This is a genomic window from Modestobacter sp. SYSU DS0657 (assembly GCF_054050925.1).
Map to the genome: position 1 here is coordinate 127,949 of NZ_JBJHAG010000005.1, position 24,136 is coordinate 152,084.

Sequence of the window (24,136 nt, forward strand, 5' to 3'; positions counted from 1 at the left end):
TAACCAAGAGGGCGACCCCCACCCCACCTGGGGTGACGGACCGTTGCAGTTCTCGATCACGGTCCGGCAACGGTCCTCCGGTGTGCTTGCCACCACATGTGATGAAGCGCACGATCCCCCACGGCACTTTCCGGAACCCCGACGAAAAAGGCAGGAACCTTCATGGCGCGACGGCGCACCCTGATGACTGCTCTGGCAGCGGCCCTCGTGTTCCCCCTCGCCGCCTGCGGTGGCGGCGACGACGGTGGCAGCGCCGGTGGTGGCGGCGGCAACGGTGGCGGCCAGGCCGAGGGCAAGGTCGGCGTCATCCTCCCCGACACCGAGTCCTCGCCCCGCTGGGAGTCCTTCGACCGCCCGCTGCTGGAGCAGGCGTTCGAGGAGGCCGGCATCGAGGCCGACATCCAGAACGCCCAGGGCGATGCCCAGCAGATGCAGACGATCGCCAACCAGATGATCACCAGCGGCGTGACCGTGCTCGCGATCGTCAACCTGGACAACGCCTCCGGCGCCCAGATCCAGGACCAGGCCGCCCAGCAGGGCGTGGCGACGATCGACTACGACCGGCTCACCCTGGGTGGCTCGGCGGAGTACTACGTCTCCTTCGACAACACCGAGGTCGGCCGGCTGCAGGGCCAGGGCCTGGCCGACTGCCTCGGGCCGGAGCCGGCGAACATCGCCTTCCTCAACGGCTCGCCCGACGACAGCAACGCCACGCTGTTCGCCAACGGCGCGCACGAGGTGCTCGACGAGATGAGCCAGTACACCCAGGTCGCCGAGCAGGCCGTGCCCGGCTGGGAGCCCGACGAGGCGCTGACGCGCTTCGAGCAGATGTACACCCAGCAGGGTGGCGACATCCAGGGCGTGCTGGCCGCCAACGACACCCTCGCCAACGCCGTCATCCAGGTGCTGGCGCGGAACAACCAGGCCGGAGAGGTGCCGGTCACCGGGCAGGACGCCTCGGTCGAGGGCCTGCAGAACATCCTGGCCAACCGCCAGTGCATGACGGTCTACAAGCCGGCCGCCGAGGAGGCCAACGCGCTGGCCGAGCTGGCCATCGCGCTGATCAACGGCGAGGACGACCCGTCGATCGTCAACGGCGAGTCCGAGGACCCCGAGGGTGACCGCACGGTGCCGTCGGTCCTGCTGGACCCGGTCTCGATCACCCGCGAGAACGTCAGCCGGGTCGTCGAGGACGGCCAGGTCAGCGCCGAGGACCTGTGCACCGGCGAGTACGCCGCCGCCTGCACCGAGCTCGGCATCCAGTAGGCCCATCCGCCTCGGGGGGGCCCCCCCCCGCCGCCCGGGCCCCCCCCCCCCGCGGAGGGCGCCCCGCAGCCGTGTTCCCAGGGAGGACCACGCATGTCCGTTCCGACGTCCGAGGACGGCTCCCCGATCCTCGAACTGCGCGGGGTGACCAAGAGCTTCGGCGCCAACCAGGTCCTCCACGGGGTCGACCTGAAGGTGTTCCCCGGTCAGGTCACCGCGCTGGTCGGCGACAACGGCGCCGGCAAGAGCACGTTGATCAAGTCCATCGCCGGCATCCACCCGATCGACAGCGGGGAGTTCTGGTTCGACGGCGAGCAGGTGCAGATCGCCGGCCCGCGGGACGCCGCGCACCTGGGCATCGAGGTCGTCTACCAGGACCTCGCACTGGCCGACAACCTCGACGTCGTGCAGAACATGTTCCTCGGCCGCGAGCGGAAGAAGGGGATCGTGCTGGACGAGGCGTCGATGGAGCAGGCGGCGAAGGACACCCTGACCACGCTCTCGGTGCGCACCCTGAAGTCGGTCCGCCAGCTGGTCTCCAGCCTCTCCGGCGGCCAGCGGCAGACCGTGGCGATCGCCAAGGCGGTGCTGTGGGAGTCGAAGGTCGTCATCCTCGACGAGCCGACCGCCGCGCTCGGTGTCGCGCAGACCCGGCAGGTGCTCGACCTGGTGCGGCGGCTGGCCGACACCGGTCACGCCGTCCTGTTCATCACCCACAACATGGTCGACGTCTTCGAGGTCGCCGACCGCGTCGCCGCCCTGTACCTGGGCCGGATGGCGGCCGACGTCCCGATCGACCGGGTCGACCGGACGCAGGTCATCGAGCTCATCACGTCGGGGCGGTCCGGCGACCTGGGCCTGGACCAGTCCGTCTTCGAGGGGGCCTGACATGGCGAGTGACACCACCGTCCCGACCAGCGACGTCGAGCCCGGCGCGTCGGCGCCGTCCGGCTTCGAGGCCGACCGCGCCCAGGACACCGTGGGCGGCGTCGTCCGCGGGTACGTCGACCGGCTCCGCGGCGGCGACCTCGGGGCGATGCCCGCGGTGCTCGGCATCGTCGTGCTCACCCTGCTGTTCTTCGCGCTGCGGCCCGAGACGTTCCTGACCCCGCTGAACATCACCAACCTGCTGGTCCAGGCCGCGCCGATCACCCTGCTGGCGATGGGGCTGGTCTGGGTGCTGCTGCTGGGGGACATCGACCTGTCCGCCGGTGTGGTCAGCGGGGTGGCGGCCGCCGTGCTCGCCCAGCTGCTGGCCGAGGTCGGGGTGCCCTGGTACGTCGCGGTGCTGGGGGCGCTGGTCACTGGCGCGGTGATCGGCATGTTCACCGGCACCCTGGTGGCGATGATCGGCATCCCGTCCTTCGTCGTGACGCTGGCGCTGTTCCTCGCCTTCCAGGGCGTCACGCTGCGCATCATCGGTCAGGGCGGCACCGTGCCGATCCGGGACGACGTGATCCGGGCGCTGACCAACAGCTACATCCCGGTGGGGATCGGCTGGCTGCTGGCCGCCGCGGTGATCGTGCTCTACGCGGCGCTCACGCTGAACCGCTGGCGGGTGCAGCGCAGCAAGGGGCTGGCCAGCCAGCCGCTGGCCATCGTGCTGGCCCGGATCGCGCTGATCGCCGTCGTCGTCGTGGTGCTCACCTGGATCCTCAACGCCGACCGAGCGCTGTCGGCCGCGATCGACCTCCAGGGCATCCCGTACGCCATCCCGGTCGTGGTGATCCTGCTGCTGGCGCTGACCTTCCTGCTGGGCCGGACCACCTTCGGTCGGCACGTCTACGCGGTCGGCGGCAACAAGGAGGCCGCCCGCCGGGCGGGCATCAACGTCGTCCGGATCCGGATCATGGTGTTCGTGCTGTCGTCGTCCATGGCCGCGGTGAGCGGCCTGGTCGCGGCGGCCCGGCTGAGCTCGGTGACGCCGGGCTCCGGTGGCGGCAACACCCTGCTGTACGCGGTGGGTGCGGCGGTCATCGGTGGCACCAGCCTCTTCGGTGGCCGGGGCCGGGTGCGCGACGCGGTGCTCGGTGGCCTGGTGATCGCCATCATCGACAACGGTCTCGGGTTGCTGGGCGTGTCGGCGTACCTGAACTACATCATCACCGGCGGCGTCCTCCTGCTCGCCGCCTCCGTGGACGCCCTGGCCCGCCGCCGCGCGGCCGCCGGGCGAAGTTAGCGCTCCACCGCACCACTGAGCAACGCCGCACGAAGGGCGGCCCCGGGAAGCCGGGGCCGCCCTTCGGCGTCCCCGGTCACGGCGGGGGACCCCATCGGACGGGACCGTCCGCTAGCTTCCCGGTACCGGGACAGGCTGTGGCGATGCGAGCCAGGGTGGTGCCGTGGTCGGCCCTGCTCATCCCGCTGGTCAACGCCGCGCTCGCGGTCACCGGGGCGCTCCCGGTGCGCACCGCGGTCGTCGTCGCCGTCGTCCTGGAGCTGCTCCTGGCCGGTGTGTTCGTCGCCGAGGCGGCGCTGTTCCGCCGGGCGTACCGCCGGGCCCGGGAGGCCGGCGGCAGCCGCGGGACCGCGGTGCTGGCCGGTGGGGAGGCAGCGCTGCCCCGCCCCGTCTACTGGCTGGTCCGCTCCGAGCTCGGTGTCGGCCGGGCGCTGCTCTGGGCGGTGCGTCGGCGCACCGTGGTCCGGCCGGGGGAGCAGCCGTTCCCCTACAGCTCGCGGATCGGGGTGATGCTCGGGACGGTCATCGGGATCACCCGGTGGAGATCGGCGTCGTGCACCCGTTGCTGCCCTGGCCGACCGTGCGGGTGGTCCTGGCGCTCGGACTGTGGGGCCTGGTCTGGCTGATCGGGTTCGCGCTGTCGCTGCGGCAGAGCCCGCACACCCTGGGCGCCGACGTGCTGACCCTGCGGTTCGGGCAGCTCCGGACGGCGCGGGTGCGGCTCGCCGACGTCTCCGCCGCCCGGGTCGCCGTCACCGAGGGGGTGAAGCGCACCCTGGAGGTCAGCCCGGAGCAGTCCGCCCTGAGCGTGATGGGGGAGACCAGCGTGCGGCTGACCCTGCGGCCCGGCGCCACCGTCGACCTGGAGGCGCGCAGGTGCCGGCCGAGCGGGGGCTGTTCTTCGCCGACGACCCCCGCGGCCTGGTCCGGGAGGTGCGGAGCAGGCTGGCCGACCCCGTGCCGGACTGACCTCAGCCGGCGGTGATCGCGTCGGTGAGCAGGTCGCGGGTCAGTTCCACCTGCCACTCGCGGGCACCGCCGGCGCGCAGCGCGGCGGCGACCGCGTCGGGGTCGGCCGGCGGCGGCGACCACATCAGCCGCCGGACCAGGTCGGGGGAGAGGAGGTTCTCCACCGGCACCGACCACTGCTCGGAGACCTGGGCGAGCCCGGCCCGCGCGGCCTTCAGCCGGGCGGCGGCAGCGGGGTCGCGGTCGGCCCAGCGGTTCACCGGCGGCGGCCCCTCGCCGGGGCGGCTGTGCAGCGGCAGCTGGTCCTCCGGCAGCTCGCGCCCCCGGGTCAGCGCGCCGAACCAGGTGCCCACCAGCTTGCGGTTGGCCCGGCCGCGGAACACCGGCAGCTCCAGCAGCGCGCCCTCGCTCTTCGGGTCGGCCTGCACCGCGGAGACCATCGCCGCGTCGGGCAGCACCCGCCCGGGGGCGACGTCGCGGCGGCGGGCCAGGTCGTCGCGGGCCTGCCACAGCGACCGGAGCATCCCCAGCTGCCGCCGGCTGCGCAGGCCGTGCATGCCCGACGTGCGCCGCCACGGATCGGCCTTCGGCGCGGGCGGGCCGGCGGCGAGGATCGCCTCGAACTCCTGCCGGGCCCACTCGGTCTTGCCCTGCTCCTCGAGGAGCGCGGCCAGCGCGTCGCGCAGGTCGACCAGCACCTCGACGTCCAGCGCGGCGTAGACCAGCCAGTCGTCCGGCAGCGGGCGGGTGCTCCAGTCGGCTGCCGAGTGCCCCTTCTCCAGCCGGAACCCGAGCAGCGACTCGACCACGGCGCCCAGCCCCACGCGGGGCAGGCCGGCCAGCCGTGCGGCGAGCTCGGTGTCGAACAGCCGGGCCGGGACCAGCCCGATCTCGGCCAGCGACGGGAGGTCCTGGTTGGCGGCGTGCAGCACCCACTCGGCGTCGGCGATCGCGGCCTGCAGCACCGAGAGGTCGGGCAGCGGGACCGGGTCGATCAGGCCGGTGCCGGCGCCCTCGCGGCGCAGCTGCACCAGGTACGCGCGCTGGCCGTAGCGGTAGCCCGACGCCCGCTCGGCGTCGACGGCGACCGGGCCGGTGCCCGCGGCGAGCGCGTCGGCGTAGGAGACCAGCGCGGTCGAGGTCTCGACGACCGGGGGCAGCCCGTCCCGCGGGGCGAGCAGCGGGATCGCGGGCGGGCCCTCGTCGACGGTGGGCCCGGTGGGCCCGGTGGGCCCGGTGGGCTGGGTGGACGCGGTGGGCGCCTCGGCGCCCGGGTCGGTGCTCAGTTGATGACCCCCGAACGGATGCCGAGCGCCACCATGTGCGCCCGGTCGCCGGTGCCCAGCTTGCGCGCGATGCGCGCCAGGTGGCTCTTCACGGTCAGTGCGGACAGGTCCACCTTCTCGCCGATCTCCTTGTTCGTGTGCCCGTCGGCCACCAGCCGCAGGATGTCCCGCTCGCGCGGGGAGAGCTCGGCGACGGACTCCTCGACGCCGCTCCGGGTGAGGCCCTGGGCGAGGCTGCTGGCGATCCCCGGGTCGGCGTACACCTCGCCGGACAGCGCGGCGCGCAGCCCGTCGGTGAGCACGGCCAGCGGGCTGGTCTTCAGCACGTACCCCTGGACGCCGGCCAGGAAGGCGGTGCGCACCACCGCCGGCTCGGTGACGGCGGTCAGCACCACGGTCACCGGCCAGCCCTCGGTGCGCAGGGTGGGGAGCAGCTCCAGCCCCCGGCCGGGGTCACCGCCGCGCCCGGCGTTCTCCGGCCCGGTCTCGGGCAGGTCGACCTCCAGCACGCACAGTGCGCGCGGGCCGGAGACGTGCGCCCGCACCCGTGCCTCCTCGAGCGAGGCGGCCTCCTCGACCTCCCGGGCACCGAGCGCCCGCAGCCGCCCGGCCAGCGCCTCCCGCAGCAAGGGGGAGGGGTCGACGACGAGCGCGCCGGCGTGCGGACCGAAGAGGGCGCCGTCGGGCCATGCCGCACCTGCCCCCATCGACCCTCCCCCCGCGGCCCGGCCGGAGGCGGCCCGGCCGCCGCAGCGACCAGCCCGGTCCTCGGTCCGGCGTGTCCGGTCACTCGGCGGCACAACCGTTACGCCGAGTGGAGTACACCGGAGAGTCTAGGCGTGGTCGTCGTCGGCCCGCCCGTTCGCACCGAGCAGGTGGATCCCCGGCGGGGGCAACCCGGCGGCGTTGCCGAGCACCTCCAGCCAGGCGGCGAGGTGGCGGTCCAGGTCGGTGTCCTCGGCCGTCCACGAGGCGCGGATCTCCACCTCGACGGAGTGCTCCGGTGCGGCGATCGAACCGAACCGGGTGGAGGCGGTGCGGGTGACGGTGCCGCCCACCGAGTGGTGCCGGGCGCCGGACTCGGCCAGCGCGTCGGTCAGCCAGCTCCAGGCGACCTCGGAGAACATCGCGTCGTCGACCAGGTGCTCGTCGGTGAGCGCCGAGACGAAGCCGACGCAGCGGGTGGTGCCGGCCCAGGCCTCGTGGCCCTCGGGGTCGAACAGCACGATGAACCGGCCGCTGGCCAGGTCGTCGTCCGGGTCGTCGGGCGAGGCCACCCGGGCACCGATCGCGGAGGCGAACGGAGCCAGCCGCTGCGGCGCCGGGATGTGCTCCAGCTCCACCTCCGGGCGGGGGTGGACGGTGGCCAGGGCAGCGAGCGCGGCCACGAACTCCGGCGGGCGCGCAGCGGCCTCCCCGGGCTGCCGCCCCTGCTCGGCGCGCGTGCGCTGCTGAACCACGCCCGCAGGGTAGGTCGCGGACGACGGTCCGCGAGCGCCCGACGCGCGGCGCGACCCACCCGTGACCTCACCGGCCGGCTCCCGGAGGCCCAGGAGCGGTCCCCGCCGCGTCTGGGAGGATCGGCAGCCGTGGGCATCCCAGCGGCACCGGCCGCCGACTCCGATCTGGTCCGGGCGGCGCGGGGGCTGCCGGTCTCGCGCACCCCGGTGTGGTTCATGCGGCAGGCGGGCCGTTCGCTGCCCGAGTACCGCGCGCTGCGGGCGGGCACCGCGATGCTGGCCGCCTGCCAGGACCCCGACCTGGTCACCGAGATCACCCTGCAGCCGGTGCGCCGGCACGGTGTCGACGCGGCGATCCTCTTCTCCGACATCGTCCTGCCGCTCGTCGTGGCCGGGGTGGACATCGAGATCAAGCCCGGGATCGGGCCGGTGGTGGCGCAGCCGATCCGCAGCGTCGCCGACGTCGACGCGCTGCCGGCGCTCGAGCCCGAGCGGCTGGAGTTCCTCGCCACCGCGGTCCGCCGGCTGGTCGCCGAGCTGGGCAGCACCCCGCTGATCGGCTTCGCCGGCGCGCCGTTCACGCTGGCCACCTACCTGATCGAGGGCGGCCCCTCCAAGGAGCACGCCCGCACGAAGGCGTTCATGTACGCCGAGCCCGCCGCGTGGCAGCGCCTGCTGGAGCGGCTCGCGGTGAGCGCGGCGACCTTCCTGCGGGTGCAGGTCGACAACGGCGCCAGCGCCGTCCAGCTGTTCGACTCCTGGGCCGGGGTGCTGTCCGCCGTCGACTACGGCACCCGCGTGCTGCCGCACTCGCGCGCGGTGTTCGACGGGCTGGGTGACCGGGACGTGCCCAAGGTCCACTTCGGCGTCGGCACCGGAGAGCTGCTCCCGCTGATCGGCGACGCCGGTGCGGACGTCGTCGGCGTCGACTGGCGGGTGCCGCTGGACGAGGCCGCCCGGCGGGTCGGACCCGGCTACTCGCTCCAGGGCAACCTCGACCCCGCGGTGCTGCTGGCCGATCGGGAGACCCTGGAGCGCGAGGTGCGCCGGGTCGTCGAGCAGGGCCGCGCGGCCCGCGGGCACATCTTCAACCTGGGCCACGGCGTGCTCCCGGAGACCGATCCCGACGCGCTGACCCGGGTGGTCGAGCTCGTGCACGAGCTCACCGCGCGATGACCCCGTCCCGCCCCGCCGCCCCGGCGCCCCGCCGCCTGGTCGTCGTCGGCGGCGGGCTCACCGGCCTCGCCGCGGCCTGGGAGTGGCGGCAGGCGCACCCCGGCGACGAGATCGTGGTGCTCGAGGCCGACGGGCGGCTGGGCGGGAAGCTGGACCGGGTCGAGCTCGCCGGCCAGTGGTACGACACCGGCCCCGAGGCGATGCTCGCCCGCGTGCCGGAGGCGGTCGAGCTGGTCCGGGCGCTCGGCCTGGGCGACCAGCTCGTCGAGCCGCAGACCACCCAGGCGTCGATCGTGCTGCCCGAGGGGCGCTTCGGCCTGCCGGCGGGCACCGTGCAGGGGGTGCCCACCTCCGCCGACGGGCTGGCCGGCGTGCTGACCCCGGCCGGGGTGGCGCGGGTGGCCGCGGAGGCCGACCTGCCGCCGCTGCACCTCGACGGCGACGTCGCGGTGGGCCGGCTGCTGCGCGAACGGCTCGGCGACGAGGTCGTCGACCGGCTGGTCGAGCCGCTGCTCGGCGGGGTCTACGCCGGCCGGCCCGACGAGCTCTCCCTCGACGCCACGATGCCCGGCCTGGCCGCCCACCTCCGGCGATCCACCTCCGTGCTCGGCGCGGCCACCGCCGCCCGGGACGCCGGTGCCCGCAGCCGCGGCGACGTCGACGGCCCGGTCTTCGTGACCGTGGCGCGCGGGATCGGCTCGCTCCCCGCCACCCTCGTCGCGGCCAGCGGCGCCGACGTCCGGCTCGGCACGCGGGCCGAGCGGCTGCGGCGCCGCGCCGGGGGCTTCGAGCTCGAGCTGGCCGGCGGTGCGGTGCTCACCGCCGACGCCGTCGTGCTGGCCACCCCGGCCGGGCCGACCGCCGCGCTGCTCGCCGACGTCGCACCCGACGCGGTGGAGCCGCTGCGCGGCATCCCCTACGCGTCGATGGCCGTGGTGGCGATGGCCTTCCCGGCGCAGGACGTGCCGGCCGGGTCCGGGCTGCTGGTGCCGCCGGTGACCGGCCGGCTGGTCAAGGGCGTCACCGTCTCCTCCGCGAAGTGGCCGCACCTCTCCGACGGCGGCGTCCTGCGGGTCCGCTCGTCGGTCGGGCGGTTCGGCGCCGACGCCGACCTGCAGCGCGACGACGCCGAGCTGACCGCCGCGGTGGTCGCCGACGTCGCCGAGCTGCTGGAGCTGGCCCGGCCCGAGCCGGTCGACACCCACCTGGTGCGCTGGGCCGACGGTCTGCCGCAGTACCTGGTCGGGCACCCCGGCCGGGTCGCCGCGATCCGGTCGGCGGTCGCCGCGGTGCCCGGGCTCGCCGTCGCCGGTGCCGCGTACGAGGGCGTGGGTGTGCCGGCCTGCATCCGCGACGCCCGCCGCGCGGTCTCCGCCATCGCCTGAACCGCCGGAGGCCGGCTCCCCACGTGGGGAACCGGCCTCCGGCGTGCGGCGGGGTCGCCCGGACCCAGCGGCTGTGCGGCTCAGTCCTGGGCGGCCTCGGCCTGCCACATCCACCAGTGCTTCTCGAGCGCACCGGTGATCTCGATCATCAGGTCCTGGCTCACCTCGTCGCCCTCGGTCGCCTCGATCCGCTCGCGCATCCGCGAGACGACGACCTCGAACACCTCGACGAAGTAGCGGATGGCGTCGTCGGCGTGGATCCAGGCCACCGGAGGCTGGGGGAGCGCGGTGGCGCGCAGCGCCTCGGTGCGGCCGTCGGGCAGCACGCCGATCGCGGCGGCCCGCTCGGCGGCGGTGTCCTGGTACTCGCGGGCGGTGGCGACGACGTCGTCCAGCTGCAGGTGGATGCTGCGGAAGTTGCGGCCCACCAGCGTCCAGTGCACCTGCTTGGCGACCAGGCTCAGGTCGATCAGATCGACGACGGCGCCCTGCAGCGCCTCGCCGGTGACCTTCTGCACGTCCTCGGGCAACGGGCTCTTGATGACGGCCATCTGTCCTCCTCGAATCGGGCTGACGGTGCAGCCAGTACAAGATCCAACTGGTCGCTACCCTTCCCGTCCGCCGGGGGAAACCACCCGTGTCGGGCTTCACCACTCCGACCGACCGAGGTCCCTGACCGGCCCGGTCGGGGCGGGGCGACAATGGAGCGCATGAGCGAGCAGCAGAGCGACCGAGCTCCGGAGCACCGCAGCGTCGGCAAGCGGGCCAACGAGCTGAACCAGCTGATCCGCTACACCATGTGGTCGGTCTTCAAGCTCGCCCGCCCGCTCGGCGACGACCCGCGCACCGCCCTCGCCGACGAGGTCACCGGGCTGTTCGAGGAGCTCGCCGGCAAGGACGTCGTCGTGCGCGGCGTCTACGACGTCGCCGGCCTGCGCGCCGACGCCGACGTCATGGTCTGGTGGCACGCCGAGACCCCGGAGGCGCTGCAGGAGGCCTACACCCGGCTGCGCCGCACCGCGCTCGGGCGCCACCTGGAGCCGGTCTGGTCGCAGCTGGCGCTGCACCGGCCGGCGGAGTTCAACCGCAGTCACGTCCCGGCGTTCCTCGCCGAGGAGGAACCGCGCCGCTACGTGTGCGTCTACCCCTTCGTCCGGTCCTACGAGTGGTACCTGCTGCCCGAGGACGAGCGGCGGGACATGCTCAAGGAGCACGGCATGCAGGCCCGCCCCTACCCGGACGTGCGGGCCAACACCGTCTCCTCCTTCGGGCTCGGGGACTACGAGTGGATGCTCGCCTTCGAGGCCGACGAACTGCACCGCATCGTCGACCTGATGCGTGACCTCCGGGCCAGCCGCGCCCGCCGGCACGTGCGCGAGGAGGTGCCGTTCTACACCGGCACCCGCAAGGCGGTCGCGGAGCTCATCGCCGACCTGCCCTGAAGAAGGACCCCGTCCTCCTCACCCCGCGCAGGCTCGGGGCGAGCCTCTGGACGGGGCCGGCGACGCCGGATCGATGCGGGCTCAGCGGCCCAGGCCGGCGTCGCGGGCGCGGACGATCGCCTCGGCCCGGTCGGCCACCTGGAGCTTGCTGAGCACGTTGGAGACGTTGTTGCGCACCGTCTTCGGCGAGAGGTACAGAGCCGCCGCGATCTGGGCGTTGGACCGGCCGGCGGCGACCAGGTCCAGCACCTCGCGCTCCCGCGCGGTGAGCTGCGGGAAGGCCGCGGCCGGGCCGGCCGGGCCGGCGGTGAAGAACTCGGCGATCCGCCGGGCCAGGGCGGCACCGAACACCGCGCCACCCGCCGCCACCGTGGTGATGGCCCGGACCACCTCCTCCTGGTCGGCGCCCTTGAGCAGGTAGCCGCGGGCGCCGGCCCGGACGGCGGCGAACACGGTGCCGTCGTCCTCGCTCATCGTGAGCACGACGACGCCGACCGACGGCTGCTCCGCGGTGACCCGCCGGGTGGCCTCGATCCCGTCCAGCCCGGGCATCTGCACGTCCATGACCACCACGTCCGGCTGCTCCTGGCGGGCCAGGGTCACCGCCTGCGCGCCGTCGGCCGCCGTGCCCACCACGGCGATGCCCGGCACGGACGAGAGCAGCGCGGCCAGCCCCTCCCGGTAGACCGGGTGGTCGTCGGCGACCACCACCCGCAGCGACTCGTCGTCGACGACCGGATCAGCCACCAGCACACCCTCCCGCCACGGGCAGGAACGCCCGTACCCGCGTCCCGCCCTCCGCCGGGCACCCGACGGTTCCCCAGCCACCCAGTTCCGCGGCCCGCTCGCGCAGCGACGCCAGCCCCACCCCGGCCGGGGCGTCGGGGCCGATCCCACGGCCGTCGTCGGTCACGGTGACCACCAGCGCGCCATCGACCCGGTCCAGCTCGACACGGCAGTGGTCGGCGTGGGCGTGCCGGGCCACGTTCGCCAGCGCCTCCGACGCGATCCGGTAGGCAGCCACCTCGACCGCCGCGGGCAGCTGGTCGACCTCCCGGCCGGCGGTCACCGCGACGGCCACGCGCGGGGCGAGGAGGCGCTCTGCCTGCTGCCGGACCGCGCCGGCGAGGCCCAGGTCGTCGAGGGCGGGCGGGCGCAGGTCGTGCACCAGCCGGCGCACGTCGGCGAGGGCGGCGGCCACCTCCTCGCGCGCCTGCCGGAGCACCCGGTCGGCCTCCTCCGGCCGGGTGGCCGCCAGGTTGCGGGCGGTGTCGATGCGCAGCACCACGGCGCCCAGGCTGGGGCCGAGTCCGTCGTGCAGGTCCCGCCGCAGCCGGCGGCGCTCCTCCTCCCGCGCGGTGACCAGCTCCTCCCGGCTGGCCTGCAGCTCGGCGGCCAGGGCGCTGGCTCGGGCGGCCGCGGCGGCCTGCCGGACGACGTCGGCCAGCAGGCGCTCGTCCCGCCCGAGCAGGGAGGCGTGCAGGCCGGCGCGGGGGAGGAGGAGGTGGCCCACCTCCTGGCCGCGGAAGGCGATCGGCAGCGACTGCACCTCGGCCGGCCGGCTGCCGTGCTCGGCGACCAGCTGGTCGCCCTCGGCGTGGTCGACCACCACACCGACGTAGGGGGAGCGGAAGGCCTCTGCCACCGTCCGGGCGACGGTCAGCAGTTGCTCGCCGGCATCGGTGGACCGCTCCAGCTGCTCGGCGAGGCCGGAGACCACCCGGTAGGGGTCCTCCCGGTCACCGAGCACCCAGCGACGCACGGCCCGCCACAGCTGCGCCCGCAGGGGCACGTAGAGGGCGGTCACCAGCAGCAGCGCCAGCAGCGCCACGTCGCGCTGCTCCAACCGGTCGCCGAGCAGCGCCCCGGTGGACGCGACCACGGCCAGGTCCAGCAGGACGACGGCGACCGCGAGCCCGCCGTAGACCAGCGTCCTGCCGAGCAGCCGGTCGATGTCGACGGCCCGTGGTCGCAGGATGCCGATCGTGACCGCGAGCCCGGTGAGCCCCACCGCCAGGGACAGGCCCAGGGACGCGGCATCGCCCGGCGTCAGCAGCGTCGCGAGCATCACCAGCAGGTCGACGACGCCGGCCCACACCAACCACCGCATCTGCCGGCGGCGCTCCCCGTCGGCCCGCCGGTGGCGGGCCAGCACGACCAGCAGCGGCACGACGACACCCAGCAGTGCGGCCGGGAAGGCCAGCTGCAGCAGGGGCAGCACCAGCTCGGCCGGCAGTGGCAGGCTGGTCGGGTCGACGTCGATGCGGCGGTACACCGGCGGCAGCGACGTGCCCGCGCGGGCGTCGGCGATCTCCGCCGGCACCACGAGCAGCAGCAGCGGCAGCAGCGACGTCAGCGCCAGGCTGGCCACCGACAGCACCCGCCAGCCACCGCGGGGGAGCCGCCCGTCGGGGTAGAGGAGCAGCAGCAGGGGCAGGCCCAGCAGCAGCGACGCGCCCAGTCGCTGGACCACCCAGAAGGCGGTCGTGGCGAGGGGGGGCACCGGCTCGTGCCACAGGGCCCAGGTCAGCCAGGAGCCGGCCAGTCCGTCGACCGCCCACAGCAGTGCGGTGGCGGCGAGCACCCAGGAGAGCGGGTTCCGGTGTGCCCGGCGCAGCAGCACGTGGGCGGGAACGGCCAGGAGCGCGCCCGGGAGCCCGACCAGCCAGCCGAGCCCGTTCTCCGTCGCGGCCCGGGCCTCCGGCGGGGTGACGAGGTCCAGCACGACCGCGCCGGCCATGGCCAGCAGGCAGATCGCCGGGACCACCCACGCGACGACCTGCACCCACGTCGGCTCGGTCCGCGGGTGCACCGCCGCGGCGCCCGGCTCGGCCGCCCGCGCCTCGGCGGCCGATGCCGGGGCTTCGGCGTCCGTGGCGGTCTGGCTGTGCACCCGCGGATCATCGCCGGTCCGGTGTCCCGACGGGGAGAGGCAGGCGTCCCGGTCGGTCCGGGACGCGGGACGGGACCGGGAACGGGGCGCTGCGCTCTGGGCGCCCGGGACGCCGTCCCGCGACGGTTCCTCCCGTCGCGGTGCACCGGGCACCGCCCAGACCGGAGGACCTCCGATGTCGCTGAGCACCACCCCCGCCCCTGCCCGCACCGACCTGCCCGGCGTCGACCGAACGACCACGCCGCCGCCGTCGACGCCGTCCTCCCGGATGGTCCGAAGGGGCGGGGCAGCGGTCGCGGTCGGGTCCGCGGTCTGGGCCGGGGGGATCCTGGCCTTCGGGCTCACCCCCGTCGACGGCTGGCAGGGGATCACCTACGACCTGTCGTCGCTGGCGTTCCAACTGGGGCTGGTCGCCCTGGTGACCGTCCAGCTGCGCACCGGCGCCATCGGCACCGGCCGCCTGGCCCGCGGCCTGCTGCACGCCGAGCACGTTCTGCTCGTGCTGGCGATCGCGTCCACGGTGACCTGGATGGTCACCTCGGAGACCCAGCGCGAGACGACCTGGTTCCTGCTGCTGGACTCGTGCTGGCCGTTGTCGATGATCGGCATGTTCGCCATCGGCATCCGGATCGCCATCGCCGGCCGGTGGCGGGGGGCGGCGCGGTTCTGGCCGCTCGGGGCGGAGAGCTGGGCGCCGGTGGTCATCCCGGTCAGCGCCGTGCTGCCCGACGCGGCGGGCCCGGTGGCGGCCGCGCACCTGTTCCTGGGGTACGCCGCCCTGGGCGTCGTCCTGGCCCGCCGGCCGGAGCTGACCGGAGCCCGCGACTGACCCGGCCCCGACGCGACAGCACCCCCGCCCGTGTTCCCGGGTGGGGGTGCTGTTCGCGTGGTGAGGAGGGCTCAGTCTCCGGCGGGGGCGAGCCGGATGCTGACCGAGTTGATGCAGTACCGGTCGCCGGTGGGGGTCTGCGGGGCGTCGGCGAAGAGGTGACCGAGGTGGCTGTGGCAGCTGCCGCAGAGCACCTCGGTGCGCACCATGCCGTAGCTGGTGTCCTCGCGGAGGACGACGTTGTCGGTGGCGGCGGGCTCGTAGAAGGACGGCCAGCCGCAGTGCGAGTCGAACTTGGCCCCGGAGGTGAACAGTTCGGCGCCGCAGGCCCGGCAGGAGTAGGTGCCGACGGTCTTGGTGTCGACGTACTCACCGGTGTACGGCCGCTCGGTGCCGGCCTGGCGCAGGACGGCGTACTCCTCCGGCGACAGCTGGGCGCGCCACTCCTCGTCGCTCTTGACGACCCGGGGCTGCGCGGCGGGCGTGGTCGGCTGGGAGGCGGATGTGGTCATGGCTCCACGGTACGGCGGCTGCGCCACCGGCCACCCCGCCGAGTGACCCGGGTGCCCCCGAACCGGCCGGGACGGCGGACACTGGTCCGGTGACCGCACCCGATCCCCAGCAGCCCCTCCCCGACGTGTGGTTCACCCGCGACCTGCCGGTGCTGCGGGCGATCGTGCGGCTGCTCGACGAACCACCGCACGGCAGCGCCCCGTACCTGGGCGCGGTGGTGCCGGCCAGCGGGCTGCCCAAGCCGCAGGTCGTGTCTGCGGCCAACGCCCTGGTGGCGGCCGGCTACGTCGTGGCGCTGACCAACCACGCCGGCGACGTCGTCCGGTTCACCTCCGCCTCGGCCGAGGCGCGCCGGCTGGCCGGTCTGTGGCCGACGCCGCAGGGGGAGTGGGAGCGCCTGCTGGAGCAGCTGGAGGTGCGGGCGGCCAACGCGCTCAGCGACGTCGAGCGCGACCGGTGGCGCGCGTTCGCCGACGCTGCCGCAGCGGTGGGCCCGCACGACGGCGCGCTGCTGATGTCGGCCCTGATCGGCGGCTACGTCCCGCGCGCCCGCTGAGCCGCCGCGCGCACCGGAGGCCGGAACGAAGAACAGCGCCCCCACCCGGAGTACCGGATGGGGGCGCTGCAGGTCTTCCTGGGGCCGCGATCAGCCCAGCTCTGAGGAGATCAGAGCGGGTTGACGTTCGCCGCCTGCGGGCCCTTCTGGCCCTGCTCGACGTCGAACGAGATGCGCTGGCCCTCGTCGAGCGAGCGGTACCCGCTGGACTGGATGGCCGAGTAGTGGACGAAGACGTCCGGGCCGCCCCCGTCAGGGGTGGCGAAGCCGAACCCCTTCTCGGCGTTGAACCACTTCACTGTTCCTTCGGGCATTGCTCGCTCCTAGCTGCGGTGGTGCATCGGGGTCCTGCCAGTGCGCAGGGCCTTCCCGACAGACAGAACCCTAGCGGCTCCGGCGCCTCCGTGGGGGATCAGGGACAGATCTTGCCCCGAGACGGTGGTCAGAGCAGCCGGCCGTCGTCCTCGGGGAAGGCGTGCGCGGTACCGCCGGTGGGGGCGTAGGCGTTGACCGGGGACCGCGGTGCCGCCTCCTCCGGGCGGTCGCCGGGCGACCAGGGCAGGGCCGGTCCGGCGGCGGGCAGCGCCCAGCGTGCCGGCCGCCACGACTGCACCCCGATGGGCGCCTGCTCGGCGGCCCACAGCTCCTGGGCGAGCCGGGCCTGCTCCTCGCGGTAGGCGCGGACCCAGCGGCGCCAGCGGTGTCCGAGCAGGTCCAGGGCGACCAGCACGGCCACGAGCACGGCGACGACGAGCATCGCGTCGGTGACCGCGGCCGCGACGTCCAGCGGGGTCAACTCCGGCCAGCCGACGCTCTCCAGCTGGTACCCGATGATCTCGATGACGACGTACAGCACGCCGTACACCAAGAACGGGACCCTCATGACCTGCTCCCTGCCGTCGGAACTGACCCGGACGTCAACGGCAGCTCCGGTGCCCCCCGGGAGCGCCCGGCCCACCTTGCGGGCCGCGTCCCACCCGATCGGGTGAGGGCGCGCCCTCGTCCGTGGTCAGCGGTCGAGCAGCACCGCGAGCCGACGGGTCACCCGGTGGGGGAGCCTCGGGGAGGGCGGTGGCGGGTGCTCGGCGGCGATCACCCCGCTGAGCGCGTCCAGCGCGGCGTCGAGCAGCTGCCCCTGGGTGGGGACGGTGACCGGCTCGGGGTCCGGAGGGTCCGCGGGGACCAGCAGCTCCGCGAGGTCACCGACCACGTGGTGGCCGGCTGCGGCGAGCTCGGCGACCATGGTGGCCGACCTCGCCGCGACCCAGCCGTGGTGCTCGGCCGGGAGCCGGATCGCCGGGCCCGGGCGCGCCGCCAGCACGTCCGGTGCCAGGCGCCGGTTGACCCGCTCGGCGTACACCGGCCAGGGCACGCGTCCGCCGAGCCGGCTGTTGAGCAGGCGGAGCAGCTCGGCCTCCACCGCGCCCAGTGAGGTGTTCGCGGCCCGGGCGTGAGGTGGGGTCGCGACGTCGGCCGGGACGCCCAGGACGGCGGCGAAGCGGTGCCACAGCTCGTCACGTCCGGCGCCGCGCGGAGGCACCACCACCACGTGCACGCGATCCGAGGGCAGGGCGGAGGCCCAGCGTCGCAGCACCTCCGGGACGTCCTGGCGGTGCCAGAAGACGTCGCCGTACCAGGCCCGGGTGCCGGACCGGTGGTCGGCGGCGGCGAGGAAGTCGGCGAAGGTCGCCGTGTGCTGGTTCTTCAGGTCCTCCTGCCACACGGCCGGGAGCTGGCGGGCGAGGTCGCGGGCGGTCACCACGACGTGCACCTCCGCGGGCGCGAGGTCGGCCAGTGCACGAGCGGCCACCTCCGGGGTGGCGTCGCCGAACAGCTCGTGGCTGAGCACGGCGGTTCCCGGGGTGCGCCGCACCCGGCGGACGAGCCGTTCCCACGCGCCGTGGACGGCGGGGTCGGGCCAGTCGTTGAACGTGGTCCCGGTGAGGTCCTGGTAGGCGAGGAAGTGCGCATCGGGACTCCAGCCAGGGCAGCTGACGCCGCACCGGGTGAGCGCCGGTCGGTTGTCCCACAGCAGCTGCTGCAGGTAGGTGGTGCCGCTCTTGGGCGTGCCGATGTGGAGGAGGACGCGGTCGGCCACGGGCTACCGCGTCGGGTGGTCGGCGTTCGTCACGCCCGCAGGCTCGCCGCGCGAGCTGGGGCGCAGCTGTGTCCGACCGAGGTGTCCGCGATGAGCCTGTCGGGGAGGCCGTTCAGGGCCGGCGGTACAGCTCGGTGAGCAGCTCGACGGCGGCCGGTGTCGCCGGGTGCGGCTCGTCGCGCCACCAGGCCAGCCGGACGGCGACGGGCTCGGCGTCCCGGATGGGGCGGTAGACGACGCCGGGGCGCTGGTACTGCGCCGCGGTGCCCTCGGTGGTGACGCCGACGGCCCGCCCGGTGGCGATGACGGTGAGCCAGTCGTCGACGTCGTGGGTGTGCTCGACCCGGGGCCGGGCGTCCTCCGGCCACAGCTCGGGAGTGGTGGTGCCGGTCCGCCGGTCGACCAGCAGCAGCCGGGTGCTCAGCTCGGCCAGGCGCAGCGACCGGCGGCGGGCCCACGGGTCGTCGGCGGCGAGGGCGCACATCCGTCGCTCCAGGCCGACCAGGGCGGCGCCGAACCGCCGTTCGTCCAGCGCGACCCGGACCACGGCGAGGTCGCAGGCCCCCTCGGCGAGCCCGGCGGTGGGGGAGTTGGTGCGCACCAGCTGGAGCGCGGTGTCCGGGTGCTCGGCGCCCCACCGGCGCTGGAAGTCCAGCGTGTGCCGGCCCATCGCCGACCAGGCGTGGCCGATCCGCACCCGGCCGCCGTCACCGCCGGCCACGCGGCGGAGCTCGGCGGCGTCGGCGAGCAGCCGGCGGGCGCGGGGGAGCACCCGCTGCCCGGCCGCGGTCAGCCCGACCTCGCGGGCCGTGCGGCGCAGCAGCCGGGTGCCCAGGGCTCGTTCCAGCGAGGCCAGGGTGCGGGAGACGGCCGCCTGGGAGACGCCGAGCTCCAGCGCGGCGTCGGTGAAGCTGCCGGCGTCCACGATCGCCACCAGGCAGCGCAGCTGACGCAGCTCGACGTTCATGCGTTCAGCGTATGCACCTCGCGGCAGATGCATTTTGCGCATGCGTGCCCCGGTCGCATGCTGCGCCCATGACGAGAGCGGGAACGGTGCTCGGCGGGCCAGGGGCGGGCGAGCTGCGTGGACGGGCGCTGCCCGCGGGCACCGGCGCGGGCCTGCTGCTGATGGCCGGCAGCGCCCTGGCCAACCAGCTCGGTGCCGCGGTCGGTGCGCTGGCCTTCCCGGTGGTGGGGGCGGTCGGCGTGGTCGCCGTCCGGCAGTGGGTGGCCGGGCTGGCGCTCACCGCGCTGGCCCGGCCCCGGCCGTGGACGTTCACCGCCGCCCAGTGGCGGCCGGTGCTGCTGCTGGCCGTCGCCTTCGGGGCGATGAACCTGTCGCTGTACTCGGCGATCGACCGGATCGGGCTGGGCCTGGCGGTCACCCTGGAGTTCCTCGGGCCGCTGGCCGTCGCCCTGGTCACCGCTCGCGGCCGTGCGCCGCAGCTGTGCGCGCTGGGCGCGGCGGCCGGCGTGCTCGTCCTGACCCGCCCGCAGCCGACCACGGACTACGTCGGCATCGGCCTGGGGCTGCTGGCCGCGGCCTGCTGGGCGGCGTACATCCTGGTCAACCGGGTGCTGGGTGCCCGGGTGCCGGGCGGGGCCGGCCCGGCGACCGCCGCCGCGGTGTCCGCTCTGGCGTTCGTGCCGATCGGGGTGGTCGCCCTGGCGCAGCACCCGCCGACCCCGGTCGCGCTGGGCTGCGCGGTCACCGCCGGGCTGCTGGCCTCGGCGGTGCCGCTCGTCGTCGACGTGGCTGCGCTGCGCCGGGTGCCGACCAGCGCCTACGGCCTGTTCATGAGCGTCCACCCGGTGCTCGCCGCGCTGGTCGGGCTGGTCGTGCTGGGTGAGGCGCTGCGCTGGGATGCCTGGCTGGGCATCGCCACGATCGTCGGCGCCAACGCCGGCGCCCGGCTGGCTGCCGGGCGGCGCGCGGTCAGCTCAGCTGCGCGGCGACCATCGGGGTCAGCGTCAGGTGCGGGTTGTTCCGCTCCAGCACCCCCAGTGCCCACTTGTTCGTGAACAACGCCAGCAGCTCGCCGTCGGCGCGCTGCATGACCTCGACGTCGCGGGCCTTGGCCAGCTCGGGGGCGGACGCGGCGTCGGTGATCCGGGCGATCTGGTAGGGCAGCGGTTCCAGGGAGATGCGGGCGCCGAACTCGTGCTCCATCCGGTGCGCGGCCACCTCGAACTGCATCGGTCCGACGACGGCGAACACCGGGGCGCCGTCACCGCGGCGCTCGGAAACCAGCACCTGCACCACGCCCTCGCCGCCGAGGGTGTCGATGCCCTTGCGGAACTGCTTGTACTTGCTGGTGTCGGCGGCCCGGACCACCGCGAAGTGCTCCGGGGCGAAGGTGGTCACCGGCGGGTAGCTGACCGGGTGGTCGGCGTAGAGGGTGTCGCCGATGCCCAGCGCGGCGGCGTTGACCAGCCCGACGACGTCACCGGGGTAGGCGGTCTCGATCGTCTCCCGCTCGCGGCCGAGGACCTGCTGGGCGTACTTGGTGGCGAACGGGCGGCCGGTGCGGGCGTTGGTGACCACCATGCCGCGCTCGAACACCCCGGAGCAGACCCGGATGTAGGCCAGCCGGTCGCGGTGGCCGGTGTCCATGCCGGCCTGCACCTTGAAGACGAAGCCGCTGAAGGGTGCGTCGACCGGGTGCGGCTTGCCCTCGGCGTCGGGCCGGTCGGCCGGTGCCGGGGCCATCGTCACCAGCACGTCGAGGAGCTGGCCGACGCCGAAGTTGGAGACCGCGGAGGCGAAGAGCACCGGGGTGGTGGCGTGGGCCAGGAACAGCTCCTGGTCGTGAACCTGGCCGGTCTCGGCCAGCAGCTCGGACTCCTCGACCGCGGTCGCCCAGGCGTCGCCCTCGCGGGCCAGCGCCTCGTCGGCGGGGAACACCTGCTCGGGGGCGATGGTGGCGCCGCCTGCGGTGCGGGTGAAGTGCCGGTAGCTGCCGTCGCGGCGGTCCAGCACGCCGCGGAAGTCCCCGGCGATCCCCACCGGCCAGGTCAGCGGGGTGGGGGTGAGCCCGGTGCGGTCGGCGATCTCGTCCATCAGGGCGAGGGCGTCCATGCCGGGGCGGTCCCACTTGTTGACCACGGTGATCACCGGGATGCCGCGGTGCTTGCAGACCGCGAACAGCTTCATCGTCTGCGCCTCGAGGCCCTTGGCGGCGTCGATGAGCATCACCGCGGCGTCGACGGCGGTGAGCACCCGGTAGGTGTCCTCGGAGAAGTCGGCGTGGCCGGGGGTGTCCAGGAGGTTGATGACCGCCTTCTCCCCGCCGGCCGGGCCGTACTCGAACTGCAGGGCCGCGGAGGTGATGGAGATGCCGCGGTCGCGCTCCATGTCCATCCAGTCCGACACCGTGCCCCGCCGGCCGGCCTTGCCGTGCACCGCGCCGGCCTGGCCGATCACCCGGGCGTGCAGCGCCAGCGCCTCGGTCAGCGTCGACTTCCCGGCGTCCGGGTGGCTGATCACCGCGAACGTCCGCCGCCGCTTCGCCTGCTCGAGGACCGCCTGCTCCAGCACTGCCTGCTCACTCACGCTGCACTCCTCCTCACCGGGCATGCGTCGGCCAGGGAGGACGTGCGCCGGTGCCCTCGATGGTAGGCCGTGCGGACCGGCGGATCAGCGGGCCTGGTCGCTCCGGGTGTCGGCCGGTGCCGGCAGCCGCAGCCAGCCGGTCGACGGGGTGACGACGGCGGAGACGGGCTGGTCGTGCGGTTCGGCGGGCAGGTGGTCGACGAGTTCGTCGTCGAACACCAGGGCCACCAGCAACGCGTCGGGCCGGGCGTGCTGGAGCGCGCGGTCGTAGTACCCGCCACCGCGGCCGAGCCGGACCCCCGCCCGTGACACCGCGAGGGCGGGGACGACGACGACGTCGGCGGCCGCGAGCTGGGCCGGACCGAACCGGGGGCCCACCGGCTCGGACAGCCCGAACCGCCCCACGACGAGCTGCTCGGTGCGCACCGCCCACTGCAGCTCGTGACCGACGGCGGGGACGACGGGCAGCAGCACCCGGGCGTCGAGCTGGCCCAGGGCGGCCGGGAGCAGCGGAGCCCCCGGCTCGACCGGTTCGGGGGCGTAGGCGGCGATCGTGCGGGCCCCCGTCAGCCCCTGCAGCAGGGCACCGGTGATCGCGGCGGCGGCCGCGGCCCGCTCCTCGGCGGGGCGGGCCGCGCGGCGGGCCAGCAGGCCTCGCCGGTAGGCGGCCTTGGCCCGCGCCTCGTCCTGGTGGGCTCCGCCCGAGGCGGCCGCCCACCCACTCGCCGCGGACATCAGCGGGCGATGCGCTCGCGGACGGCCGCCTCGACGGCGTCGGCCCGGCGGAGCAGGTCGTCGACGCGGTCCAGGGACGCGCCGAGGTCGGCCCGGGCAGCCTCGTCGGAGATGCCCCGGAGGTTCACCTCGACCGCCAGCCGGGCCGTGGTGGCCGCCGCGCGGGCGGCGGCGGTGGCGGCGGCGACGTCGCTGACGACGTTCGGGTTGGCGATGGGCAGCAGCCGTTCGGCCAGGGGGAGGAGGGTGACGGCCGCCTCGATGACGTCCCGCGGCGGCTGGGCCGCCTGCAGCTGGGCCGTGCGGACGGCCTCACGCCGGGACTCCTGCTCCTCCGGGGTGTCCTTCGGCAGCCGGTAGGCCTCGGTGACCGCGGTGAACGCCGTCTCGTCGGCCGCTGCGGCGGCCAGGCAGGTGGCGCGGACGGCGTCGGCCTCCGCGATCACCGCCGAGACGAGGTCGCGGTGCTCGGCGTACTCGTCACCGCTGGTGAAACGACCGACCATGGCGACGAGCGAGGCCGACAGCGCCGCCTCGATCGCCGCGGTGGCGCCGGCACCCGGGGCGGGCAGGCGGGCAGCCAGCTGGCCCAGGAAGTCGCCCAGCGGCTGGACGTCGACCTCGGGAGCGTCCGCCTGCGTCGTCATGCGGTCACTGTGCCAGCCACCCGTCCCGCCAGCGACTCGTCGGACGGCGTCGTCGGGACCATCGCCGGCCCTCAGGCGCTGGGTGCCTTCTTCGCGCGGCTGGGCTGCACCCGCATCGGCTCGCCGGGCATCTTCGGGTAGTCCGGCGGATAGGGCAGCTCGCCCAGCCCGAGGTCGCGCTCCTGCTTGTCCGCCAGCTCGACCAGCGGCGTGAGGTCGAAGGCGTGGTCGGCCAGCCCGGCGTGCTTGTCGCCGACCGCGGCGAACCGCTCCGGCATGGTCAGCACGTCGAAGTCGAACGGGGAGACGTCGGGCAGCTCGTCCCAGTCGACCGGGGCGGAGACCGGCGCGTGCGGCTTGGGCCGGATGGAGTACGCGGACGCGATCGTGCGGTCCCGGGCCATCTGGTTGTAGTCGATGAAGATCTTCTCGCCGCGCTCCTCCTTCCACCAGTTCATCGTCACGCGGTCGGGGATGCGCCGTTCCAGCTCGCGGCCGAACGCGATCACCGCGCGGCGCACCTCGGGGAAGGTCCAGCGCGGCTGGATCGGCACGTAGACGTGCACGCCGCGGCCGCCGGAGGTCTTCGGCCAGCCCTCCATGCCGAACTCGTGCAGCAGCTCGCGCACGTGCGGGGCGACCCACACGGCGTCGCCGAAGTCGGTGCCCGGCTGGGGGTCCAGGTCGATGCGGATCTGGTCGGGGGACTCGACGTCGCCCTTGCTCACCGGCCAGGGGTGGAAGGTGAGCGTGCCGAGGTTGGCGCACCAGGCGACGACGGCGACCGAGTCGGGTGCGATCTCGTCGGCGGTCCGCCCGCTGGGGAACGTGATGTGCGCGGTCTGGACCCAGTCGGGGGCGTTCTTGGGCACCCGCTTCTGGTAGAACGCGTCGCCGGTGTTGTCGGCCCGGGTGGAGATCCGGGCGCCCTCGAAGACGCCGCCGGGCCAGCGCTCCAGCGTCGTCGGCCGGTCGCGCAGCGCGAAGAGGATGCCCTCACCGACGGAGACGAAGTACCGGACGACGTCGATCTTGCGGATGCCCTTGTCGGCGAAGTAGGGCTTCTCCGGGTTGCTCACCCGCACCTCGTGCCCGTCGACCTCCAGCACCACGGCGTCCTTGCTGCTGGCCATCGGGCTCCGTCCGGTC

General features: G+C 74.9%; 26 protein-coding genes. 11 read left to right on the plus strand and 15 right to left on the minus strand.

Translation table 11 applies throughout. From position 1 onward, the window contains the following. The first annotated feature begins 183 nt into the window (after positions 1-183). From ACI79A_RS05535 to ACI79A_RS05555, 5 genes are all read left to right on the plus strand, one after another. A complete protein-coding gene (locus ACI79A_RS05535; protein WP_457080787.1) occupies positions 184-1,266 on the plus strand; it encodes a sugar ABC transporter substrate-binding protein in 1,083 nt (360 codons plus the stop codon). Positions 1,267-1,359: 93 nt separating this feature from the next. Continuing rightward, positions 1,360-2,154, plus strand: coding sequence for an ATP-binding cassette domain-containing protein (locus ACI79A_RS05540; RefSeq protein WP_457080789.1), 795 nt, complete (start codon positions 1,360-1,362; stop codon positions 2,152-2,154). A 1-nt stretch (position 2,155) separates the two neighbouring features. Then, complete coding sequence (locus ACI79A_RS05545; protein WP_457080791.1) at positions 2,156-3,445, plus strand: sugar ABC transporter permease; 1,290 nt, start codon at positions 2,156-2,158, stop codon at positions 3,443-3,445. Positions 3,446-3,588: 143 nt separating this feature from the next. Next, positions 3,589-4,071: a hypothetical protein gene (locus ACI79A_RS05550; protein ID WP_457080794.1), complete on the plus strand. Its 483-nt coding sequence runs from the start codon at positions 3,589-3,591 to the stop codon at positions 4,069-4,071. Beyond that, the gene (locus tag ACI79A_RS05555) at positions 4,026-4,430 is read left to right on the plus strand and encodes a hypothetical protein (RefSeq protein WP_457080796.1); all 405 of its coding nucleotides are present in this window, start codon (positions 4,026-4,028) and stop codon (positions 4,428-4,430) included. The genes ACI79A_RS05550 and ACI79A_RS05555 overlap by 46 nt, the downstream gene beginning before the upstream one ends. Here ACI79A_RS05555 and ACI79A_RS05560 read toward each other — a convergent pair. The 3 genes from ACI79A_RS05560 to ACI79A_RS05570 form a co-directional block, all read right to left on the minus strand. Continuing rightward, positions 4,417-5,700 carry an HRDC domain-containing protein gene (locus tag ACI79A_RS05560; protein ID WP_457080874.1) on the minus strand — a complete coding sequence of 428 codons (1,284 nt, stop codon included), beginning with the start codon at positions 5,698-5,700 and terminating at the stop codon, positions 4,417-4,419. The genes ACI79A_RS05555 and ACI79A_RS05560 overlap by 14 nt on opposite strands. After that, positions 5,697-6,407 (minus strand): LuxR C-terminal-related transcriptional regulator, encoded by a 711-nt coding sequence (locus ACI79A_RS05565; protein ID WP_457080798.1) that lies wholly within the window; start codon positions 6,405-6,407, stop codon positions 5,697-5,699. The genes ACI79A_RS05560 and ACI79A_RS05565 overlap by 4 nt, the downstream gene beginning before the upstream one ends. 126 nt (positions 6,408-6,533) lie before the next feature. Then, positions 6,534-7,160: a DUF3000 domain-containing protein gene (locus tag ACI79A_RS05570; protein ID WP_457080800.1), complete on the minus strand. Its 627-nt coding sequence runs from the start codon at positions 7,158-7,160 to the stop codon at positions 6,534-6,536. Between the two features lie 129 nt (positions 7,161-7,289). On the opposite strand from ACI79A_RS05570, the gene hemE reads away from it, so the two are divergent. Both hemE and hemG read left to right on the plus strand, forming a co-directional pair. Then, positions 7,290-8,336, plus strand: coding sequence for a uroporphyrinogen decarboxylase (hemE, locus tag ACI79A_RS05575; RefSeq protein WP_457080802.1), 1,047 nt, complete (start codon positions 7,290-7,292; stop codon positions 8,334-8,336). After that, on the plus strand, positions 8,333-9,721 hold the full coding sequence (gene hemG / locus ACI79A_RS05580) for a protoporphyrinogen oxidase (protein WP_457080804.1): 1,389 nt from the start codon (positions 8,333-8,335) through the stop codon (positions 9,719-9,721). The genes hemE and hemG overlap by 4 nt, the downstream gene beginning before the upstream one ends. Before the next feature lie 80 nt (positions 9,722-9,801). On the opposite strand, the gene ACI79A_RS05585 is transcribed toward hemG, so the two are convergent. Further along, positions 9,802-10,272, minus strand: a complete 471-nt coding sequence (locus ACI79A_RS05585; RefSeq protein WP_457080806.1) for a Dps family protein — start codon at positions 10,270-10,272, stop codon at positions 9,802-9,804. Between the two features lie 159 nt (positions 10,273-10,431). Here ACI79A_RS05585 and hemQ point away from each other — a divergent pair, with 159 nt between their 5' ends. Further along, on the plus strand, positions 10,432-11,163 hold the full coding sequence (gene hemQ / locus ACI79A_RS05590) for a hydrogen peroxide-dependent heme synthase (RefSeq protein ID WP_457080808.1): 732 nt from the start codon (positions 10,432-10,434) through the stop codon (positions 11,161-11,163). 81 nt (positions 11,164-11,244) lie between these two features. Here hemQ and ACI79A_RS05595 read toward each other — a convergent pair whose 3' ends face one another. Together ACI79A_RS05595 and ACI79A_RS05600 are read right to left on the minus strand one after the other, a co-directional pair. Continuing rightward, positions 11,245-11,910: a response regulator gene (locus ACI79A_RS05595; RefSeq protein ID WP_457080810.1), complete on the minus strand. Its 666-nt coding sequence runs from the start codon at positions 11,908-11,910 to the stop codon at positions 11,245-11,247. Further along, positions 11,903-14,056 (minus strand): histidine kinase, encoded by a 2,154-nt coding sequence (locus ACI79A_RS05600; protein WP_457080812.1) that lies wholly within the window; start codon positions 14,054-14,056, stop codon positions 11,903-11,905. Before ACI79A_RS05600 ends, ACI79A_RS05595 begins: the two co-directional genes overlap by 8 nt. A gap of 175 nt (positions 14,057-14,231) precedes the next feature. Between ACI79A_RS05600 and ACI79A_RS05605 the strand changes: the two genes are divergently transcribed. Then, a complete protein-coding gene (locus tag ACI79A_RS05605) occupies positions 14,232-14,885 on the plus strand; it encodes a hypothetical protein (RefSeq protein ID WP_457080814.1) in 654 nt (217 codons plus the stop codon). 71 nt (positions 14,886-14,956) lie between these two features. Here the strand turns inward: ACI79A_RS05605 and msrB are convergent, their stop codons facing one another. Further along, the gene (gene msrB / locus ACI79A_RS05610) at positions 14,957-15,397 is read right to left on the minus strand and encodes a peptide-methionine (R)-S-oxide reductase MsrB (RefSeq protein ID WP_457080816.1); all 441 of its coding nucleotides are present in this window, start codon (positions 15,395-15,397) and stop codon (positions 14,957-14,959) included. Between the two features lie 89 nt (positions 15,398-15,486). Between msrB and ACI79A_RS05615 the strand changes: the two genes are divergently transcribed. Next, the gene (locus tag ACI79A_RS05615; protein ID WP_457080818.1) at positions 15,487-15,954 is read left to right on the plus strand and encodes a hypothetical protein; all 468 of its coding nucleotides are present in this window, start codon (positions 15,487-15,489) and stop codon (positions 15,952-15,954) included. Between the two features lie 110 nt (positions 15,955-16,064). On the opposite strand, the gene ACI79A_RS05620 is transcribed toward ACI79A_RS05615, so the two are convergent. The 4 genes from ACI79A_RS05620 to ACI79A_RS05635 form a co-directional block, all read right to left on the minus strand. After that, positions 16,065-16,268: a cold-shock protein gene (locus tag ACI79A_RS05620; RefSeq protein WP_153356009.1), complete on the minus strand. Its 204-nt coding sequence runs from the start codon at positions 16,266-16,268 to the stop codon at positions 16,065-16,067. A 128-nt stretch (positions 16,269-16,396) separates the two neighbouring features. Beyond that, a complete protein-coding gene (locus tag ACI79A_RS05625) occupies positions 16,397-16,837 on the minus strand; it encodes a hypothetical protein (protein WP_457080820.1) in 441 nt (146 codons plus the stop codon). Positions 16,838-16,963: 126 nt separating this feature from the next. Then, complete coding sequence (locus ACI79A_RS05630) at positions 16,964-18,052, minus strand: hypothetical protein (protein ID WP_457080822.1); 1,089 nt, start codon at positions 18,050-18,052, stop codon at positions 16,964-16,966. A 112-nt stretch (positions 18,053-18,164) separates the two neighbouring features. Beyond that, positions 18,165-19,019 carry a LysR family transcriptional regulator gene (locus ACI79A_RS05635; RefSeq protein ID WP_457080824.1) on the minus strand — a complete coding sequence of 285 codons (855 nt, stop codon included), beginning with the start codon at positions 19,017-19,019 and terminating at the stop codon, positions 18,165-18,167. 68 nt (positions 19,020-19,087) lie between these two features. Between ACI79A_RS05635 and ACI79A_RS05640 the strand changes: the two genes are divergently transcribed. Further along, a complete protein-coding gene (locus tag ACI79A_RS05640) occupies positions 19,088-20,074 on the plus strand; it encodes an EamA family transporter (protein WP_457080826.1) in 987 nt (328 codons plus the stop codon). On the opposite strand, the gene ACI79A_RS05645 is transcribed toward ACI79A_RS05640, so the two are convergent. The 4 genes from ACI79A_RS05645 to ACI79A_RS05660 all read right to left on the minus strand — a co-directional run bounded on the left by ACI79A_RS05645 (position 19,989) and on the right by ACI79A_RS05660 (position 24,120). After that, positions 19,989-21,605 carry a peptide chain release factor 3 gene (locus tag ACI79A_RS05645; protein ID WP_457080828.1) on the minus strand — a complete coding sequence of 539 codons (1,617 nt, stop codon included), beginning with the start codon at positions 21,603-21,605 and terminating at the stop codon, positions 19,989-19,991. The two genes, ACI79A_RS05640 and ACI79A_RS05645, sit on opposite strands and share 86 nt — an antisense overlap. 84 nt (positions 21,606-21,689) lie before the next feature. Continuing rightward, complete coding sequence (locus tag ACI79A_RS05650; RefSeq protein ID WP_457080830.1) at positions 21,690-22,340, minus strand: 5-formyltetrahydrofolate cyclo-ligase; 651 nt, start codon at positions 22,338-22,340, stop codon at positions 21,690-21,692. After that, positions 22,340-22,987, minus strand: coding sequence for a cyclodeaminase/cyclohydrolase family protein (locus ACI79A_RS05655; protein WP_457080832.1), 648 nt, complete (start codon positions 22,985-22,987; stop codon positions 22,340-22,342). The genes ACI79A_RS05650 and ACI79A_RS05655 overlap by 1 nt, the downstream gene beginning before the upstream one ends. A 71-nt stretch (positions 22,988-23,058) precedes the next feature. Continuing rightward, entirely contained in the window at positions 23,059-24,120 is a 1,062-nt protein-coding gene (locus tag ACI79A_RS05660; protein WP_457080834.1) for a DNA polymerase domain-containing protein, read from the minus strand. Positions 24,121-24,136 lie beyond the last annotated feature (16 nt).

What these genes read in the sequence shown, in the direction of transcription:
- ACI79A_RS05655 (WP_457080832.1), bottom strand. Translation starts at nt 22,987, where the DNA reads ATGACGACGCAGGCGGACGCTCCCGAGGTCGACGTCCAGCCGCTGGGC.
- ACI79A_RS05660 (WP_457080834.1), bottom strand. Translation starts at nt 24,120, where the DNA reads ATGGCCAGCAGCAAGGACGCCGTGGTGCTGGAGGTCGACGGGCACGAG.
- ACI79A_RS05545 (WP_457080791.1), top strand. Translation starts at nt 2,156, where the DNA reads ATGGCGAGTGACACCACCGTCCCGACCAGCGACGTCGAGCCCGGCGCG.
- ACI79A_RS05565 (WP_457080798.1), bottom strand. Translation starts at nt 6,407, where the DNA reads ATGGGGGCAGGTGCGGCATGGCCCGACGGCGCCCTCTTCGGTCCGCAC.
- ACI79A_RS05625 (WP_457080820.1), bottom strand. Translation starts at nt 16,837, where the DNA reads ATGAGGGTCCCGTTCTTGGTGTACGGCGTGCTGTACGTCGTCATCGAG.
- ACI79A_RS05650 (WP_457080830.1), bottom strand. Translation starts at nt 22,340, where the DNA reads ATGTCCGCGGCGAGTGGGTGGGCGGCCGCCTCGGGCGGAGCCCACCAG.
- ACI79A_RS05550 (WP_457080794.1), top strand. Translation starts at nt 3,589, where the DNA reads ATGCGAGCCAGGGTGGTGCCGTGGTCGGCCCTGCTCATCCCGCTGGTC.
- hemG (WP_457080804.1), top strand. Translation starts at nt 8,333, where the DNA reads ATGACCCCGTCCCGCCCCGCCGCCCCGGCGCCCCGCCGCCTGGTCGTC.
- ACI79A_RS05635 (WP_457080824.1), bottom strand. Translation starts at nt 19,019, where the DNA reads ATGAACGTCGAGCTGCGTCAGCTGCGCTGCCTGGTGGCGATCGTGGAC.
- ACI79A_RS05640 (WP_457080826.1), top strand. Translation starts at nt 19,088, where the DNA reads ATGACGAGAGCGGGAACGGTGCTCGGCGGGCCAGGGGCGGGCGAGCTG.
- ACI79A_RS05620 (WP_153356009.1), bottom strand. Translation starts at nt 16,268, where the DNA reads ATGCCCGAAGGAACAGTGAAGTGGTTCAACGCCGAGAAGGGGTTCGGC.
- ACI79A_RS05540 (WP_457080789.1), top strand. Translation starts at nt 1,360, where the DNA reads ATGTCCGTTCCGACGTCCGAGGACGGCTCCCCGATCCTCGAACTGCGC.
- ACI79A_RS05535 (WP_457080787.1), top strand. Translation starts at nt 184, where the DNA reads ATGACTGCTCTGGCAGCGGCCCTCGTGTTCCCCCTCGCCGCCTGCGGT.
- hemQ (WP_457080808.1), top strand. Translation starts at nt 10,432, where the DNA reads ATGAGCGAGCAGCAGAGCGACCGAGCTCCGGAGCACCGCAGCGTCGGC.
- ACI79A_RS05605 (WP_457080814.1), top strand. Translation starts at nt 14,232, where the DNA reads ATGTCGCTGAGCACCACCCCCGCCCCTGCCCGCACCGACCTGCCCGGC.
- msrB (WP_457080816.1), bottom strand. Translation starts at nt 15,397, where the DNA reads ATGACCACATCCGCCTCCCAGCCGACCACGCCCGCCGCGCAGCCCCGG.
- ACI79A_RS05585 (WP_457080806.1), bottom strand. Translation starts at nt 10,272, where the DNA reads ATGGCCGTCATCAAGAGCCCGTTGCCCGAGGACGTGCAGAAGGTCACC.